Here is a 16,997-nt window from a genome sequence, read left to right on the forward strand (position 1 = left end):
CCCGCATGAGCGACTCCCTTGATCTCAGCCTGGACGGTGTAGAACGCCGGTCACTGGCTGACTTCACCGAAAATGCCTACCTCAACTACTCCATGTACGTGATCATGGACCGTGCCTTGCCGCATATCGGCGACGGCCTGAAACCGGTACAGCGGCGCATCATCTACGCGATGAGCGAGTTGGGGCTGGACGCCGATTCCAAGCACAAGAAGTCGGCACGTACCGTCGGTGACGTGCTCGGCAAGTTCCACCCGCACGGCGACTCGGCCTGCTACGAAGCCATGGTCCTGATGGCCCAGCCGTTCAGCTACCGCTACACACTGGTCGACGGCCAGGGTAACTGGGGTGCGCCGGATGATCCCAAATCCTTCGCCGCCATGCGGTACACCGAAGCACGGCTGTCGCGTTATTCCGAAGTGCTGCTCAGTGAACTGGGCCAAGGTACCGCGGACTGGGGCCCGAACTTCGACGGTACCCTAGACGAGCCTTTGGTGTTGCCGGCGCGGTTGCCGAATATCCTGCTCAATGGCACCACCGGCATCGCCGTGGGCATGGCCACCGACGTCCCGCCGCACAACCTGCGCGAAGTCGCCACCGCCTGCGTGCGTTTGCTCGATGAGCCCAAAGCCACGGTCGAACAGCTCTGTGAACACATCCAGGGCCCGGATTACCCGACCGAAGCAGAAATCATCACGCCGCGTGCCGATCTACTGAAGATGTACGAAACCGGCAAGGGTTCGGTACGCATGCGTGCCGTGTACCAAATCGAAGACGGCGACATCATCGTCACCGCGCTGCCGCATCAGGTCTCGGGTGCCAAGGTGCTGGAGCAGATCGCAGGCATGATGCAGGCCAAGCCGTCCAAGGCGCCGCAGATTGCTGACCTGCGCGACGAATCCGACCACGAAAACCCGTGCCGGATCGTGATCATCCCGGGCGCCCGCAAGAACTTCGACCACGATGCATTGATGCAACACCTGTTCGCCAGCACCGAGCTGGAGTCGAGCTACCGGGTCAACATCAACATCATCGGCCTGGACGGCAAGCCGCAGCTGAAAAACCTGCGTGCGTTGCTGGTCGAGTGGCTGCAATTCCGGGTTCAGACCGTGCGTCGCCGCCTGCAATTCCGCCTGGACAAGGTCGAGCGTCGCCTGCACCTGTTGGACGGTTTGTTGATCGCCTACCTCAACCTGGATGAAGTGATTCACATCATCCGTACCGAGGAGCACCCGAAAGCGGCACTGATCGAGCGTTTCGCCCTGAGTGAAATCCAGGCCGACTACATTCTCGATACCCGCTTGCGTCAGTTGGCGCGTCTGGAAGAAATGAAGCTGCGTGCCGAGCAGGATGAACTGCTCAAGGAACAAGCCAAGCTGCAAGCCCTGCTGGGCAGCGAAGCCAAGCTGAAAAAACTGGTACGCACCGAGCTGATCAAGGACGCCGAAACCTACGGCGACGACCGTCGCTCGCCAATCGTCGAGCGCGCCGAGGCCAAGGCCTTGACCGAACACGATCTGTTGCCGAACGAGAAAGTGACCGTTGTGCTGTCGGAAAAAGGCTGGGTGCGTTCTGCCAAGGGCCACGAAATCGATGCCACCGGGCTTTCCTACAAGGCAGGGGATGGTTTCAAGGCCTTGGCGCCTGGGCGTTCCAACCAGTTTGCGGTGTTTATCGACTCCACTGGCCGCAGCTATTCGGTGGCCGCGCACACCTTGCCGTCGGCCCGTGGTCAGGGCGAGCCGTTGACCGGCCGTCTGACGCCGCCGCCAGGGGCGAGTTTCGAATGCGTGCTGATGCCCGAAGACGATTCGCTATATGTGATCGCCTCCGACGCCGGTTACGGTTTCGTGGTCAAGGGTGAAGACTTCCAGGCCAAGAACAAGGCTGGCAAGGCCCTGTTGAGCTTGCCTAACAATTCGAAAGTGATTCTGCCGCGCCCGGTAGCTGATCGTGAGAACAACTGGCTGGCCTCGGTGACCACCGAAGGTCGCCTGCTGATCTTCAAAATCAGCGATCTGCCACAATTAGGTAAGGGCAAAGGCAACAAGATCATCGGCATCTCCGGTGAGCGCGTAGCCAGTCGCGAAGAATATGTCACGGACATCGCGGTACTGCCGGAAGGTGCCACTTTGGTGCTCCAGGCCGGAAAACGTACCTTGTCACTGAAAGCGGATGACCTTGAACACTACAAAGGTGAGCGTGGACGTCGTGGTAACAAGTTGCCACGTGGCTTTCAGAGGGTGGATGCGCTGCTCGTCGAAAACCTCAATTAAGCGTCCTAGAGCGCTCGATCTACGATTTAACGCGTAGATCGACGCATTGGCGCTGGAGTCGGAACGCATATTCACGGATGATATGGCCTTTCAAGCGCCGGCGTGGTCGAGCGTTCTTCATATTTTTTGAGTATTTTCACTGTGGTTAGCCTTGTGGCAACCACCTGGATGAGACGATGACTGCTTCGCGCCTTCCGTTTATTTTGATGCTCGCCGGGGTTCTTGGCCTGGCGGGTTGCAGCGTTCACCAACCGGTGTCGCTGTATCAGCTGGACAGCGGAAGTCCGGCTCAGCCTGCGCAAAGCGCGGGCATGGCCGTTTTGCTGGGGCCGGTAACCGTGGCCGATTATCTGCAACGCGAAACCCTGTTGCAGCGTCAGCCGGATGGGAGCCTTCAGGCTGCCACTGATGGCCGATGGGCCGGTAGCCTTTCGTCCGATATCGATCAACTGTTGTTGCGTCAGGTAGCGGGGCATCTGGATAGCCAGCGCGTGGTGCTGGCGCCAGCGACAGTGGGCTTCACGCCGGATGTCCAGGTTCTGCTGACCATCACCCGCCTGGATTCGGGCGAGTCGCAGCCGGCGATCCTCGATGCACAATGGCGTCTGATCGACCGTCGTGGCCAGGTTCGGGATAACCGCATCATTCATCTGCAGGAACAACATGCCGGCGGTACGGCGGCGCAGGTTCAGGCTCAGGGTGTGTTGCTGCAGCGTCTGGCCGAGCAATTGTCGGTGGCGCTCAAGCCGCTGGCCAACCAGCCGCCGATTGCCGAAGCGCCACGCAAGCCTGCGGCCAAGGCTGCGGCACCGGCGGCGGAGCGGGATAAGCAGCCGAAGATCCCGATGGCTTCGCCGATCCGGACGGATATGGAAGTGTTCAGGTTCTAAGCCTGGATTGATTCAAAACAAAGCCCGCCATGTGCGGGCTTTGTTGTTTCAGCAGTTTAGATATCTCTGCTGTCTGTCCAGAGCAGGCAACAAAAAACCCGCAGACGATTACTCGTCTGCGGGCTTTTTCATAACGGGGCTATTTACGCCCGGCGCTCATGCATCCGCGCCAATTGTCGCTCGAGCATCGACGGATAAGGCTCCATCAGCCGCTCTACGCAACAAGCCCCCTCAGGGCTGGCAATCGGCCGGATCCGTGCACGCTGACGGATCAGCGCGTCGTCACTGATCTTGCGCTCCACCAGCAACAGGTTGCGGCTGTGTTGCGACAGGGCCAGGGCGTCCTGGGCCGTTTCGGTCAACAGCAGATCAATCTGGCTAAGGCCGAACAATTCGTCGCCCAGGGTCAGGCCCAACTGCAATTGCAGGGTGATACCGCTGTCCGCAACTTCGATCTGCAACTGATGGCCCAGAGCCCGCAGCAACTCACCGCAGCAAATGGCATTGGTCAGGTAATCGTCACCGCTGTCTTCGCTGTGGAACAGCATCAGCGTGCTGCCGTCGTTCAGGGTATGCAGCTCACTCTGGTAGAGCGACGCGGCCTGATCGAGGCAATCGCGATAGCGTTTGAGCAGTTCTTCCAGACGTGCCCGGGGCAGGCGGCGCAGCTGATCCTGGGCGCCCAGTTGTACGGCGAGCACGGCACTGTGTTGCGGCCCGTTCGATGGCTTTGGTTTTACCAGCGCTTTCGGCGCACTGTCCGCAGAGACATCACGCAGGTCGGCAAACGGGTCTTCGTCGTCATCGTCATCCTCGACGGTGCTCACAATGCGCCGCGGCGCAGGCTTCAAGGCGGCTACCGGGCGACTTTCGTCAAAGCTGGGATCGCGCAGGTTGCGCACTTCAAAGGCAGGATCGGTCTCGTCATCAGCGTCGTCGAACTCAGGCTCCGGCACAGGTTCCGGTTCAACCGGTTCCGGTGCGAAGTCCGCGTGCAACTGGCGAGCCAGGTCGCCGATCTCATCCTGACGCCCGGTGCCCGGCGTGTATTCGTCAATATTGCGCAGCCACACGCGCAATTGCATCAGCGGCGTGGAAAGGTTACGCCCCAGACGCAGACTCAGGGCCAGGGACAAGGCGAGCAGAATGGCGCTGAGAATACCCATACTTTGCAGGCTGATGGTCATCGGCTGCTGGAATTGATCCATGTCCAGGCTGATGCGCAGTTGCCCGGCGGTCACGTCCTGAAAGGTGATCTTACTCTGGTACATGCCCTCGGCTTCGCCCAGCAGGCTATGCTTTGGACGCTGACCGGCTTCGGCGAGGATGCGGTTGTCCACGCTGTAGATGGCGGCATGGGCCACCAGCTTGTTTTTGGTCAGGTTGTTGAGCAGCACGTTGAGGCTGAGGATGTCGTTGGACACCAACAGCTCCGTGGCCGACGTGGCGGTCTGGGTGGTGAGGCTTTCGCCCAGGGCATCCGCCTGCTCATGCATGGCCTGCTTGAACTGCAAACCCATCACGCAGGCGTAGATCACCAGGGCCAGAGCGACCAGGATCACGTTATGGCTGGCGATGCGCAATGCAATCGGTACACGGCGGTGGCGCAGTGCCCGGAAGATCAGCAGGAAGAAGTTATCGGTTTTTACTGGCGTGGGCCGGTTCACTTGAGCTCGGCTCTTTGTCCGTGAAGTTGACGCGCAGTATAGCGACAGGCCCTAGACCGGCAAAGCGCTGACGGTGCCCGATGGTCACTGAATGTGGGTAGAATGCGGTTTTTTTCCACCTGCGGGGGTGCGCCTTGCGCGAAATCGTCCTGATAAACATCACGGGAGTCGACCGTCCGGGTCTGACTGCGGCCATTACCGGCGTTCTGGCCCAGGGTGGTGTGAACATTCTCGACATCGGTCAGGCGGTGATCCACGACACCCTGTCGTTCGGCATCCTGGTTGAAATTCCTGACACCGAACAAGGCAAATCGGTGCTCAAGGACATCCTGTTCACGGCTTACAAGCTCGATCAACAAGTGCGTTTCACGCCGGTGTCCGAAGAGGATTACCAGCAATGGGTGGGCAATCAGGGCAAGAAACGCCACATCGTGACGCTATTGACCCGCAAAGTGACTGCCGAGCAATTGCAGCGAGTCAGTTCGATCACTGCCAAGTACGGCCTGAACATCGACCACATTGACCGACTGTCCGGGCGAATGCCGCTGGATACCCCGGCCGATAAAGGCAAGGGCTGCATCGAGTTTTCCGTACGGGGTGAAGCGGCTGATCCGCAAGCGTTGCGGGCGGAATTCTTGAGCGTCGCCCAGGAACTGAACGTCGACATCGCCTTCCAGGAAGATTCGCTGTTCCGCCGCAACCGGCGCCTGGCGGTGTTCGACATGGACTCGACGCTGATAGAAGCCGAAGTTATCGACGAACTGGCCAAGGCCGCCGGTGTAGGTGACCAGGTCTCCGCCATCACCGAGCGGGCGATGGCCGGCGAGCTGGATTTCCGCGCCAGCTTCAAAGAGCGCCTGGCCTTGCTGCAAGGCCTGGACGTTAGCGTACTGGACTCGATCGGCGCCTCTTTGCGCCTGACCGAAGGCGCGGAAACGCTCTTCGCCGAACTCAAGCGTTTGGGCTATAAGACGGCCATTCTGTCCGGCGGTTTCACCTACTTCGCCAAGCAATTGCAGACCAAACTGGGCATCGACTACGTGTTCGCCAACGAACTGGAAGTGGTCGATGGCAAGGTCACCGGCGTGGCGGTTGAACCGATCGTCGACGCACAGCGCAAGGCGGATCTGCTGAAGGAACTGGCACACAAGGAAGGTTTGCGTCTGGAGCAGACCATCGCAGTCGGCGACGGCGCCAATGATTTGCCGATGCTGGCGATTGCCGGTCTGGGCGTGGCGTTCCGTGCCAAGCCGCTGGTCAAGCAGTCGGCGAAGCAGGCGATTTCCACCCTTGGGCTGGATGGCGTGCTGTATCTGCTGGGCTTCCGGGATCGTGACGGGCAGCTCTGAAATATCGGCTGCCTGATCGGGCCCCATCGTCGGAACGCCGCCCGGAGCAAGCCCGCTCCCACAGGGATCTTCGGTGTGCACACTATCTGTCACATACAGAGATCACTGTGGGAGCGGGCTTGCTCCGGGCGGCGTTCCGACGATGGCGGCGCCGCGGTGTTAGGGATTCACCCTCAAAGCGTCTTCCACAACGAACTGAATTCCTGATCGATACCGACCGCACCGCTTCCCACGGCATCGACGTTTGCAGCTGTCTCCAGCAAACGATAGGCAAACTGATTGAAACTGTGGGTACTCGCCAGCCGCCTTTCCAGCCCGGCCCGACGTTCCTCGCCGTGGGTACTGATCACCACCTTGTGGCCTTCCTGAAAGGGCAGGCGCGGAGCGAGCAGCGTCGGCGGCAGGTCTATCGCACTGATGGCCGGCAATAACAAGCCGCGCAGGTATTGGCTGTGATCGTCATGGTCACGCAGCAGTTGCAGCCCGCAAGGTTCGGCGTAAGGCGCGACCTGCTCGATCCCCATTTGCGTGCCACCGCCACGCACCTGACGGATCCAGCGCACCACTGCGATGCTCCAGCCCTGACCTGCAGAATCCTCGATGCCAACCATTTCGCCCGCCTGTAGCTCGGTGGGCACTGCGCCTGGCCAGGCCAGGCAATAACCGCCAGGACTGTGATTGATCACCGGCAGGACATAAGTCGCAAAGTGTTGATTACGGTCGGATGCCTCATGGCTGTCGTCGTTCTGAAGCTGCGGGTATTCGATTTCTTCGTAGGGCAACAGATCGCCCACGTTGCCATGGTGCGCCACAGGGCTCCACAGGTCTTTTACGCGACCTGCAGGCGATATTGCCGAGAACTGCGCCTGTCGGGAGCCCGAGCGTTTAAGGATGTCGCTGAAGGAACGTTGCCCGCCCAGATAGAAGTGCAGTGCGCTCATGCCGATGCACAGGGTCAACGTGCCCTGGCCGACAGTGCGCTGGAAGCCGCGCTCGACCGTCTGGCCCCAGGCGGCATGCAGGTGTTGCAGCGTATCGAGGGTCAACCCTGCCGGCACTGGCAGGGGGGGCGAGCTGTCGGTTTTTTGCAAATGAGCTTCGATGGCTGCGACCAGCGGCAGCGGATCGATCCCGAGAACGCTTTCCTGCTGCTCTGGGCGAAACCGGGCGCTATAACGAGGCCCGGTGTCGCTGTCCGATGCGATGGCAAACAGTCCGTCGGACCGTTTACCGGGTTGCAGCTTGATCCATTTACTCCAGGGCTCCAGCACCTCGGCGACCCGGGCAATCTGGTTCTGCCGCAGTTGGTTGCAACGGGAGGCACCCAGCAGCAACGCGACGACGTAGGTCTGTTCGATGCTCAGCGTTTGCGTCTGGCTGGCCAACTCGTCGCGCAGGCTCAGGTGCTGCAACTGGTGCACACAGGCGATCCGATACAGCTGATGTAACTCCAGCCACAGCCCTTCCGGTACCGGACAATAAAGCTCGGTGGCACGGATCAACGGCCCGTTCAGGCAATGGATCGCACGTTGCAACGCCTGGGTCAGCAGCGGCGCACGGTCCTTGCTGAATCGTGGTGTGATGCGCACGACAATCTGTTTAAAGCCAATCGCCAAGTGATTTTGCAGCGCCTGGCAGAGGTTGGCGATCTTGCGCGAACGTTCGTCGAGGACAATCGACTGATGCAGGAAATGCCGCTCCAGGTGTTTGCAGACGTAATACACCTCGGGCCTTAGCAGCTCGAGCATTTGCAGGCGGTTATTGCTGGGCGTCAGGAGCTGATTGAGTTCACTCAAGCCTTGATAGAGCTGGCGAGCGGTTTCGCCGATGTTGGCTTTAGGCAGATTGGCAATCCAGCGCTTGAGGTCGCGCGGGGTGGCTTCACAGAACGTCAGGCGCAACTGCTTGGGGATGGGCGCGCGTAGCAAGAGGTGGGGAAGGGTTTCATTCATGCCGTGGACAAACTCCAACAGGGAAAATGGGCAGTGAATGACATGACTGTAGCATGCAGACGTACCCTCGACCCCGGGTAGGAGCTGCCGAAGGCTGCGATCTTTTGATCTTCAGCGTCATCACTACCGCCGAAAATCAAAAGATCGCAGCCTTCGGCAGCTCCTGCAAGGGGAATGTTCGCAGGCAGGGGATTACCGTTTGTCTGTCATTCTGGTGACCTTTGGGCGTACTACTAATCTGACAGTCGTGCGACTGGATACGCACAGTCGTACGGCCTGCCGCAGACGCAGGGCAGGTCTCTTCGTAACTTCAAGGAGATGAGGTTCATGTCTAGATACGTAGTGGCAAATCAATGGGGCGGTAGTTCGGCACCCTGGCATCCAGGTGGAGACTGGGTACTGGGTGCGCGGGACAACCAGAACGTTGTCGCGATCGAAATCAAATCGGGCGATGGCGGGAAGAGCTTCACCGGCACCATGACTTACGCCGGCGAAGGTCCCATTGGCTTCAAGGCTCAACGCACGGGCCAGAACCAGTACAGCGTTGAAAATCAGTGGGGCGGTAACGATGCCCCGTGGCATCCGGGTGGCAAATGGGTCATCGGAGGTCGGGATAATCAGAACGTTGTCGCGTTGAGCGTGACCTCCAAAGATGGAGGGAAAAACCTCAGTGGCACCAATACCTACGCCAATGAAGGGCCGATCGGCTTCCGTGGGCAGATAGAGTAGCGGCACTACCGAAATGTCCGGCCCCGCGAAGACGTTCGCGGGGCTCGGATCAGGCATCAGGCTGTTGGCAGGCCCATGCCCTGGCCCATCTGCACCGGCGAACCGGCCGCCAGTTCTTCGGCCCATTTCACCTGGTCCGGCCCGAACAGCACCACTGCTGTCGAACCCAGTTTGAAGCGACCCAGTTCCGCACCTTTTTCCAGATGGATCGGCGCACGGGCAGCTTCGTCGTAGCGGAAGGTTTTCAGCTCGCGCTTCGGTGGCGTGACCAACCCGGCCCAGACAGTTTCGATCGATGCCACAATCATGGCGCCCACCAGCACCACGGCCATTGGCCCGCGCTCAGTGTCGAAAATGCACGCCACGCGTTCGTTGCGGGCGAACAGTTCCGGCACGTTTTCGGCGGTGGTCTGGTTGACAGAGAAAATCCGCCCCGGAATGTAGATCATCTCGCGCAAAGTGCCAGCCAATGGCATGTGCACGCGGTGATAATCCTTCGGCGACAGGTAAATGGTGGCGAAATCGCCACCCATGAATGGCGCGGCATTGGCAGCGTCACCACCGAGCAACTCCAGCACGCTGAAGCTGTGGCCCTTGGCCTGGAATACGCGGCCGTGTTCGATCGGGCCGAGTTGGCTGACGGCGCCGTCGGCGGGGCTGAGGATTGCGCCCGGCGCCTGGTCCAGCGGACGAGCACCCTCTTTCAAGGTGCGCGTGAAGAACGCATTGAAGTGCTCGTAGGCGGTGAGGTCTTCGACCAGTGCCTGGGACATGTCCACCTGATAGCGCTTGGCGAACCACGCTGTAAGGGCGTTCTTGAACCAGCGCACGCGGCATTCGGCAATGCAGCCGGCCAGTCGCGACAGCAAATGGTGGGGCAGCAGGTATTGGCTGAGGATAAACAAACGCTTATTCATTGACGGTCCTTAGAAACCTTATTTCTCTACCGGGGTATCGGGATGGTTGCCCCATTCGCCCCATGAGCCGGCGTAGCCTTTGACCCGCGGATAACCGAGGGATTTGGCCACCAGATAGGTGAAGCCAGAGCGATGGTGGGTCTGGCAGTGGGTGATCACTTCTTTGTCTTTGCTGATCCCGAGTTGCTCCAGGATCTGCGGCATGTCCGTGCGAATGCGCAGGTGACGTGCCGGATCCATGCCCGCGGTCCATTCGAAATTGACCGCGCCGGGGATGTGTCCTGCCTTGGCCGCCAGGACTTTCTCGCCGCAATACTCCAGCGGTCCGCGGGCGTCCCAGATCGCCAGGTCGGCTGCGCCGAGACGGCTTTGCAGGTACTCGCGGGTAGCGATGGGTTCGTCGTGCAAGGTCAGGGGAACCGGGCCGCCGACCGCAGGCGGGATCTGGATCGACATTGGCAAACCTTCCGCCAGCCAGGCCTGCAGACCGCCGTCGACATAGTGGTAGTGGTTATGGCCGATAACGTCCAGAAGCCAGATAAAGCGTCCGGCCCAACCACCGCCTTCGTCGTCATAGACGACGTAGACTGCATCGGGGTTGTGTCCCAGTTCGCCGAACAATACTTCAAGCGCCCCCTGGGTCGGCAGCAGGCCTGGCGCAGGCGCCTGACCCAATTGCGTACGCTTTGGATCGACAAAGCGTGCGCCGGGAATATGCCCTTCGGCATAACGGGCGCTGCTGGTCAGGTCCACCAGGATAAGCTCGCGGGCTTCGAGACGGGCGAGCAGGTCGCTCGGCTCGATCACCAGGGTCAAGCCAGAGAAGTCAGACATGTGAGGTCTCCAGAGCACAAAGGGTTGGATTGTAGCGCAGCCTTCATTGACCGCGGTGGCTAAAGCTGTGCAGGGATTTTTCGATGCACTGCGCGGTTTTGCCGAAGGCTTGCACGGTGATCTCCGAGAACGGCCCGCCGCCCTGATCCGCCACCACAATCATGATCACCCGGCCGTTGCTGACCAGTGAGCGCAGTAACAGGTGTTCACCCGCGAATTGCGAGCGCAGATCGGCGGGCAGAAGGGCCGAGAGTCGCGCATGGTTGGCCGGGCTCAGGCGCAGTTGCGCCTGTTGCGAGAGCAGGCGTTGCAGCACGGTGCTTTGGCTGACAGGGAAATTCAGGGCGGCGGCTGCCTTTGGCAGGCCGAAGGCCTGGTGCACCCGCAAATGGGCGTGAGTGCGGTCGGCCATCAGCATCATCACCCGTCGCATGCCGCACGCGACCAAGGCGTCGCGAGCAGAGGTGGTCAAGTGCAGGGCATTGCTGAAGCGACTGGGCTGCATCAGCAATTCGGCGCATTGCCTGCGCCATTTCACCAGGTCTTCGGCGGTCGGCGCCGGGGCCGGCAGCCAACCCGCGTGAATGTGCTTCATGCCCCATGGCCAGATCAGCGAAACAGCCGGGTGCCACAGGTCTGGCATGGCGTGATGACGGGCGCTGGTGACGGCCTGTCGGTGCAACTGCTGCTGCACTTCGTCCATCGGCATTTGCAGGTAAAGGCAGGTCAAGTAGTGCCAGCGCTCAGTGTGCGGACTGTCCCAGGCCTGTTGCGCCGACAGCGCCAGGCCGTTGGCCAGCAACACCGTGTTGGCCGGTTGATTGAGCCAGCGGCGCAGGGTCGGATCGTCATCGAGGCGGTTCTGCTGGCGCAACGGGTGATCACTGTCGCGAGCGATGCGCAGGACCTTGACCAGTTCCCGTTGTTCGTTGAGCAGCAGCCGATAACCCTGCTGCACCCAGATCGGCAGGTGCCAGAGGTCCACCAGGGCCTGGCCTATTTGCAGCAGGCGTACGCCGAACAGCTGCTTCTCGACGTCACGCGCCGATTCGCCTTTATGAATGACCCGCCGCTCCCACTCTTCAAGCAACTGCGGATGGGTCAACGCCATCGGCCACAACGGCGAGAGAAACAGCAGGCTGCCCCAGTGGATGTCCTGCCACAGCCGCGCCAGGCGACTGGCGAAAAAACCGTTGGCCTGTTGGGTCGCGTGCTGGCTGATCAACTGCAGCTGGCGCAGGGCGACCGGGATCTGTGACAGCGGCTGGGCGGGCAGTCGGTCGAGCAGTTCTGCGGTGCGCTTCAACCCGAGGCGATTGAGCGCTACCTCAAGGTTTTCAGCGGGCGTGGCCAGGCTGCCGTGGGCATGCCGGTTGGCTTCGCGAATCACGCTCAAGGCCAGGGCAGGGCTGTCCTGCATCATTTCGGCGATATCGCGCAGCGAACTGCGGTTGTCGCGGATGGCCCTGCAAACCCGATCATGGCTGGCTTGCGGAACGGGCAGGCGCACGCCGTCGAGCAGCTTGACCCAGCCTTCGAGTGTGCTCGGTTCCGGCGTTGGAACGTTCGTTTCGTTAGCCATGTCTGGACGCGATCATCGTCTGCATTTACCTATGCACGGAGCGTATGCCCGAAGCGTATGCCCGGAGCGGGCCAAATTGGCTTTTCACCTGAACGGGCTATAGTCTGGCGCAGTTTTGCCGATAAGGAGAAGAAGAGATTTTTCAACTTCCGAATATGACCTTGAACCCGACTCAGTAAGTGCTCCCCACCCTATGGCTAAAATAATCGGCATCATCGTCGTATTCGCGAGCGTGCTCGGCGGATACGTGCTCTCCCACGGTAAAATTGCCGCCCTGATTCAGCCCTTCGAGGTGATGATTATCGGTGGAGCGGCCCTGGGTGCATTCCTGCAGGCCAACCCCGGTCACATGACGATGCGCGTGTTCAAGAAGTCCTTGGGCATGTTCAGCTCGCGCTTCACCCACATCTTCTACCTTGAGGTGCTGGGGCTGATCTACGAGATCCTCAACAAGAGCCGCCGCGAAGGCATGATGGCCATCGAAGGCGACATTGAAGATGCCGCCGCGAGCCCGATCTTCGCCAAGTACCCGGCGGTTCTGAAAGATGAACGCATGACGGCGTACATCTGTGATTACCTGCGCATCATGTCGTCCGGCAACATGGCGCCCCATGAGCTCGAAGGCCTGTTCGACATGGAACTGTACAGCCTCAAGGAAGACCTGGATCACCCCTCCCACGCCGTGAACGGCATCGCCGATGCCATGCCCGGCTTCGGTATCGTCGCGGCGGTATTGGGTATTGTGGTGACCATGGCGTCCCTGGGTGATGGCGATCAGCAATCCATCGGCTTGCACGTCGGTGCGGCACTGGTCGGTACCTTCTTCGGTATTCTTGCAGCCTATGGTTTCTTCGGCCCGCTGGCGCACTCCCTGGCCCACGATGCCAAGGAAGAACTGAACGTCTACGAGGCCATCAAGGCCTCGCTGGTCGCTTCCGCTTCCGGCATGCCGCCCTCGCTGGCGGTGGAGTTCGGCCGCAAGGTGCTGTACCCGGCGCACCGTCCCAGCTTCGCCGAGCTGGAACAAGCGGTTCGCGGTCGCTGAGTCATGGAGAATAACCAGCCGATCATCATCAAGCGCGTCAAGCGCTACGCCGCCGGGCATCATGGGGGCGCCTGGAAAATCGCCTTCGCCGACTTCGCGACGGCGATGATGGCGTTCTTCCTGGTGCTGTGGCTGTTGTCCAACGCAACGCCAGAGCAGAAGATCGCCATCGCCGGTTACTTCAAGGACCCGATCGGCTTTACCGAAAGTGGCACGCCCTACATCATCGACCTGGGTGGTACGCCGACCCTGGCACCGGATATCACGCTCAATCCCGAGGTCAAATCCCAACCTCAGCCGGACAAAGTGACCATCGGTAACGAACAGGCCGAAGGCATGGCCGAGCAGGTCGAGAAGGAACGGCTGGAACTGCTGATGCAAGAATTGCAGAGCAAGGTTGATGAAAATCCACAGTTGCAGAAATTCAAGGACCAGATCCAGTTCGAGATCATTGCCAATGGATTGCGCATCCAGATCATGGACGCGGAAAACCGGCCGATGTTTGACTCGGGCAGTGCTCGCCTGAAACCGTATTTCGAAGATATTTTGCTGGCCATGGCCGACACCATCAAAGCCGTGCCGAACAAGATCAGCATCAGCGGCCACACCGATGCCCAACCCTATTCGGGTACCGGTGATTTCGGTAACTGGGAACTGTCAGCCAACCGTGCCAACGCGGCCCGCCGTGCACTGGTAGCCGGCAGCTACCCGGAATCGCAAGTGGCGCGAGTCGTCGGATATGCCTCCTCGGCACTGTTTGATCGGGGTAACCCGTTCAACCCGGTCAATCGCCGTATCGACATCGTGGTGCTGACCAGGAAAGCCCAGCGTGCCATTGAAGGCGCGCAAGGTGCGGAGCCTGCGCCGGAGCCGACCCAAGGGCAGGGCGTCCCGGGTGAAGTGCCGGCCACGCCCGTTGACCCGAATGCGTTGCCTGCTGATAAAGAGCCATTGCCGGCGCATGAACTTCGCGAGCGCTTGAATCTGTTCGATGACCCGCCGCCGAAACCGGCGGAGCCACCGAAACAGTGACCCACAAAAAAGCCGACAGCGATGTCGGCTTTTTTGTTTCTGCTGCCCTCTGCTGATCATGTTCGTGGCGCCACGAACAGGATCAGGCTACTTAGTAGCTGCTCTCCGGCAAGCTGGCGATGATCGAGCGGTAGCTGTTCATCCGTTGCTGCTGCACGCGGCCTTCTTCCAGGGCCTTGAGCAGGGCGCAACCCGGTTCGCGGTCGTGCTTGCAGTCGCGGAAGCGGCAGGTGCCGATCAGGTCGTTGAACTCGATGAAGCCGGCTTCGACGTCGGCCCGGCTGACGTGACCCAGGCCGAACTCGCGGATACCCGGGGAGTCGATCAACTCGCCGCCACCGGGGAAGTGGAACAAGCGCGCGGTGGTGGTGGTGTGGGTGCCCTGGCCGGATAGCTCGGACAGCGGGCCGACGCGGGTTTCGACTTCCGGCAGCAGGCTGTTGACCAGCGACGACTTGCCGACGCCGGACTGGCCGACGAACACGCTGATGCGCCCGTCCAGTTGCTCCTGCAGTTGGTCCATGCCGTTGCCGTGGTGCGCCGACACTTCCAGCACCGGATAGCCCAGCGTGCGGTAAACCGCCAGCAAGGCATTCAGCGCCGGGGCGTTCTGTTCGTCGATCAGGTCGAATTTGTTGAGCAGCAGCAGTGGACGAATCCCCGCGTGCTCAGCCGCGACCAGATAGCGATCGATCAAGTTGGCGTGGGGCTCGGGCAGTGGCGCGAAGACGATGACGATCATGTCGACGTTGGCCGCCACCGGCTTGAGCTGGCCACGACTGTCCGGACGGCAGAGTTCGGTTTTACGCGGCAGTTGCGCCACGATCACGCCGATCCCCTGGTTGCCGGCACGCCAGACCACTTGATCGCCGGTCACCAGCGCCGGGAGGTTGGCGCGCAAGTGGCAGCGGAACACCTGGCCGGCCAGCTCGCCATCGAGCGCTTCGACTTCGACCTGCACACCGAAGTGCGCGATCACAAGGCCCGTCTGTTCCGGACCCAGGTCGCCACCCTCGAGTGCCTCGACAGCCGAGGACTCGCGTTTGGCGGCGCGGGCAGCGCGTTCGCCCTGAATCTTTTCGATGCGCCAGTTTTGACGACGATTGAGTTGGCGTTTGGCCATGGGTGTTCCGTATCAAGAATGCAGCGATTAGGTAAAACGGCCGCGAGTTTAGCACGCCCGGCCACTTCCCTAGGCTAAACTGCGCAGCATTGCCTAGGAGTCGACACATGCAAAACCCACAGAATCTGATCTGGATCGACCTGGAAATGACCGGTCTGAACCCCGATACCGACGTCATCATCGAGATGGCCACTATCGTCACCGACAGTGATCTGAACACCCTGGCCGAAGGTCCGGTGATCGCCATTCATCACAGCGATGAAATCCTTGCCGGCATGGACGAGTGGAACACCCGTCAACACGGCGGCTCGGGCTTGACCCAGCGGGTTCGCGACAGCCGCATCAGCATGGCCGAAGCCGAAGCCGAGACCATCGCCTTCCTGGAGAAATGGGTACCGAAGGGCAAGTCGCCGATCTGCGGCAACAGCATCTGCCAGGACCGTCGCTTTCTTTATACCCATATGAAATCCCTGGAAAGCTTCTTCCACTATCGCAACCTTGATGTGTCGACGCTTAAAGAGTTGGCCGCACGCTGGGCGCCGGACGTGCGCGACAGCTTCCAGAAGGGCAGCACTCACCTGGCCCTGGACGACATCCGTGAATCCATCGCCGAGCTGCAGCATTACCGCAAGAACTTCATCAAGTTCTGATTGGGGATGAGCGGGCTTTTGTGGCGAGGGAGCTTGCTCCCGCTCGGCTGCGCAGCAGTCGCAAACCGGCCGGCCGCGGTATGCCTGACAAAACACGGTGTCTGGTTTTGGGGCCGCTACGCGACCCAACGGGGGCAAGCCCCTCGCCACAGGTCTACGTGAATGCTTCGGCGCCCTCTTTTGGTGCTTCAGTGAAGTGAGTAGACTGCGCGCCTTCCTGCAAGGACCGCCCCCATGTTGCTGATGCTCTACCTGATCGCCATTACCGCCGAAGCCATGACCGGTGCCCTGTCTGCCGGTCGTCGCGGCATGGATTGGTTTGGTGTGGTGCTGATCGCGTGCGTGACGGCCCTGGGTGGCGGATCGGTGCGCGATGTGTTGCTCGGCCATTACCCGCTGACGTGGGTCAAACACCCGGAATACCTGGTGTTGACCTCGATCGCAGCGATGTTCACCGTGTTCGCCGCCCGCTGGATGCGCCACCTGCGTTCGCTGTTTCTGGTACTCGACGCCGTAGGACTGGTGGCCTTTACCCTGATCGGCTGCATGACTGCGCTGGAAATGGGCCATGGCATGCTGGTGGCTTCGGTCAGCGGGGTGATCACCGGGGTGTTCGGCGGCATTCTGCGGGATATCTTCTGTAACGACATCCCGCTGATCTTCCGCCGTGAACTCTATGCCAGTGTGTCGTTCGCTGCGGCCTGGTGCTACCTGCTGTGCATCTATCTCGAACTGCCCGGCGAACAGGCGATCCTGATTACCCTGTTCGGTGGCTTCCTGCTGCGGTTGCTGGCAATCCGTTTCCATTGGGAAATGCCGAAGTTCGTCTACAACGACGAGGCTTGATTTTCGCGGGGTGCACTGGTCGGATAAGTGTGTGCTTCGAAATATTCTGTCGAGGAAGTCGCTTAGGTTAATCAGTGAAAACAGGGTAAAAAGTTCATAAATAGGGTA

General features: G+C 60.4%; 14 protein-coding genes. 8 read left to right on the top strand and 6 right to left on the bottom strand.

What is annotated here, in order from left to right; translation table 11 throughout:
• Nucleotides 1-5 precede the first annotated feature (5 nt).
• The gene (gene parC / locus ACA067_RS02280; protein ID WP_497460439.1) at nucleotides 6-2,273 is read left to right on the top strand and encodes a DNA topoisomerase IV subunit A; all 2,268 of its coding nucleotides are present in this window, start codon (nucleotides 6-8) and stop codon (nucleotides 2,271-2,273) included.
• Between the two features lie 176 nt (nucleotides 2,274-2,449).
• Nucleotides 2,450-3,163 (top strand): PqiC family protein, encoded by a 714-nt coding sequence (locus ACA067_RS02285; protein ID WP_497460440.1) that lies wholly within the window; start codon nucleotides 2,450-2,452, stop codon nucleotides 3,161-3,163.
• 143 nt (nucleotides 3,164-3,306) lie between these two features.
• On the opposite strand, the gene ACA067_RS02290 is transcribed toward ACA067_RS02285, so the two are convergent.
• Nucleotides 3,307-4,830 carry an AhpA/YtjB family protein gene (locus ACA067_RS02290; RefSeq protein ID WP_497460441.1) on the bottom strand — a complete coding sequence of 508 codons (1,524 nt, stop codon included), beginning with the start codon at nucleotides 4,828-4,830 and terminating at the stop codon, nucleotides 3,307-3,309.
• Nucleotides 4,831-4,964: 134 nt separating this feature from the next.
• Between ACA067_RS02290 and serB the strand changes: the two genes are divergently transcribed.
• On the top strand, nucleotides 4,965-6,179 hold the full coding sequence (gene serB / locus ACA067_RS02295; RefSeq protein ID WP_497460442.1) for a phosphoserine phosphatase SerB: 1,215 nt from the start codon (nucleotides 4,965-4,967) through the stop codon (nucleotides 6,177-6,179).
• A gap of 173 nt (nucleotides 6,180-6,352) precedes the next feature.
• Here serB and ACA067_RS02300 read toward each other — a convergent pair whose 3' ends face one another.
• A complete protein-coding gene (locus ACA067_RS02300) occupies nucleotides 6,353-8,131 on the bottom strand; it encodes a cyclic-di-GMP receptor FimW-related protein (protein WP_497460443.1) in 1,779 nt (592 codons plus the stop codon).
• A 327-nt stretch (nucleotides 8,132-8,458) separates the two neighbouring features.
• Between ACA067_RS02300 and ACA067_RS02305 the strand changes: the two genes are divergently transcribed.
• Nucleotides 8,459-8,860, top strand: a complete 402-nt coding sequence (locus ACA067_RS02305) for a lectin OAA family protein (RefSeq protein ID WP_497460444.1) — start codon at nucleotides 8,459-8,461, stop codon at nucleotides 8,858-8,860.
• Nucleotides 8,861-8,916: 56 nt separating this feature from the next.
• Here the strand turns inward: ACA067_RS02305 and asd are convergent, their stop codons facing one another.
• From asd to ACA067_RS02320, 3 genes are read right to left on the bottom strand one after another with little or no spacing between them, the layout of a single operon-like run.
• Entirely contained in the window at nucleotides 8,917-9,777 is an 861-nt protein-coding gene (asd, locus tag ACA067_RS02310) for an archaetidylserine decarboxylase (RefSeq protein WP_497460445.1), read from the bottom strand.
• 18 nt (nucleotides 9,778-9,795) lie between these two features.
• Nucleotides 9,796-10,611, bottom strand: coding sequence for a thiosulfate sulfurtransferase (gene rhdA / locus ACA067_RS02315; RefSeq protein ID WP_497460446.1), 816 nt, complete (start codon nucleotides 10,609-10,611; stop codon nucleotides 9,796-9,798).
• 43 nt (nucleotides 10,612-10,654) lie between these two features.
• On the bottom strand, nucleotides 10,655-12,193 hold the full coding sequence (locus ACA067_RS02320; protein ID WP_497460447.1) for an HDOD domain-containing protein: 1,539 nt from the start codon (nucleotides 12,191-12,193) through the stop codon (nucleotides 10,655-10,657).
• A gap of 193 nt (nucleotides 12,194-12,386) precedes the next feature.
• On the opposite strand from ACA067_RS02320, the gene motA reads away from it, so the two are divergent.
• Nucleotides 12,387-13,238, top strand: a complete 852-nt coding sequence (motA, locus tag ACA067_RS02325) for a flagellar motor stator protein MotA (protein ID WP_497460448.1) — start codon at nucleotides 12,387-12,389, stop codon at nucleotides 13,236-13,238.
• Nucleotides 13,239-13,241: 3 nt separating this feature from the next.
• Nucleotides 13,242-14,270, top strand: coding sequence for a flagellar motor protein MotB (gene motB, locus ACA067_RS02330; RefSeq protein WP_497460449.1), 1,029 nt, complete (start codon nucleotides 13,242-13,244; stop codon nucleotides 14,268-14,270).
• A 91-nt stretch (nucleotides 14,271-14,361) separates the two neighbouring features.
• Here motB and rsgA read toward each other — a convergent pair whose 3' ends face one another.
• Nucleotides 14,362-15,393, bottom strand: coding sequence for a small ribosomal subunit biogenesis GTPase RsgA (gene rsgA, locus ACA067_RS02335; RefSeq protein WP_497460450.1), 1,032 nt, complete (start codon nucleotides 15,391-15,393; stop codon nucleotides 14,362-14,364).
• A gap of 107 nt (nucleotides 15,394-15,500) precedes the next feature.
• On the opposite strand from rsgA, the gene orn reads away from it, so the two are divergent.
• Entirely contained in the window at nucleotides 15,501-16,043 is a 543-nt protein-coding gene (gene orn / locus ACA067_RS02340) for an oligoribonuclease (protein WP_150743909.1), read from the top strand.
• Nucleotides 16,044-16,277: 234 nt separating this feature from the next.
• Entirely contained in the window at nucleotides 16,278-16,889 is a 612-nt protein-coding gene (locus ACA067_RS02345; RefSeq protein WP_064675606.1) for a trimeric intracellular cation channel family protein, read from the top strand.
• Nucleotides 16,890-16,997 lie beyond the last annotated feature (108 nt).

It is taken from the genome of Pseudomonas sp. LBUM1674, assembly GCF_059695635.1.

What these genes read in the sequence shown, in the direction of transcription:
- asd (WP_497460445.1), bottom strand. Translation starts at nt 9,777, where the DNA reads ATGAATAAGCGTTTGTTTATCCTCAGCCAATACCTGCTGCCCCACCAT.
- orn (WP_150743909.1), top strand. Translation starts at nt 15,501, where the DNA reads ATGCAAAACCCACAGAATCTGATCTGGATCGACCTGGAAATGACCGGT.
- parC (WP_497460439.1), top strand. Translation starts at nt 6, where the DNA reads ATGAGCGACTCCCTTGATCTCAGCCTGGACGGTGTAGAACGCCGGTCA.
- ACA067_RS02285 (WP_497460440.1), top strand. Translation starts at nt 2,450, where the DNA reads ATGACTGCTTCGCGCCTTCCGTTTATTTTGATGCTCGCCGGGGTTCTT.
- ACA067_RS02345 (WP_064675606.1), top strand. Translation starts at nt 16,278, where the DNA reads ATGTTGCTGATGCTCTACCTGATCGCCATTACCGCCGAAGCCATGACC.
- ACA067_RS02300 (WP_497460443.1), bottom strand. Translation starts at nt 8,131, where the DNA reads ATGAATGAAACCCTTCCCCACCTCTTGCTACGCGCGCCCATCCCCAAG.
- motB (WP_497460449.1), top strand. Translation starts at nt 13,242, where the DNA reads ATGGAGAATAACCAGCCGATCATCATCAAGCGCGTCAAGCGCTACGCC.
- motA (WP_497460448.1), top strand. Translation starts at nt 12,387, where the DNA reads ATGGCTAAAATAATCGGCATCATCGTCGTATTCGCGAGCGTGCTCGGC.
- rsgA (WP_497460450.1), bottom strand. Translation starts at nt 15,393, where the DNA reads ATGGCCAAACGCCAACTCAATCGTCGTCAAAACTGGCGCATCGAAAAG.
- ACA067_RS02320 (WP_497460447.1), bottom strand. Translation starts at nt 12,193, where the DNA reads ATGGCTAACGAAACGAACGTTCCAACGCCGGAACCGAGCACACTCGAA.
- rhdA (WP_497460446.1), bottom strand. Translation starts at nt 10,611, where the DNA reads ATGTCTGACTTCTCTGGCTTGACCCTGGTGATCGAGCCGAGCGACCTG.
- ACA067_RS02305 (WP_497460444.1), top strand. Translation starts at nt 8,459, where the DNA reads ATGTCTAGATACGTAGTGGCAAATCAATGGGGCGGTAGTTCGGCACCC.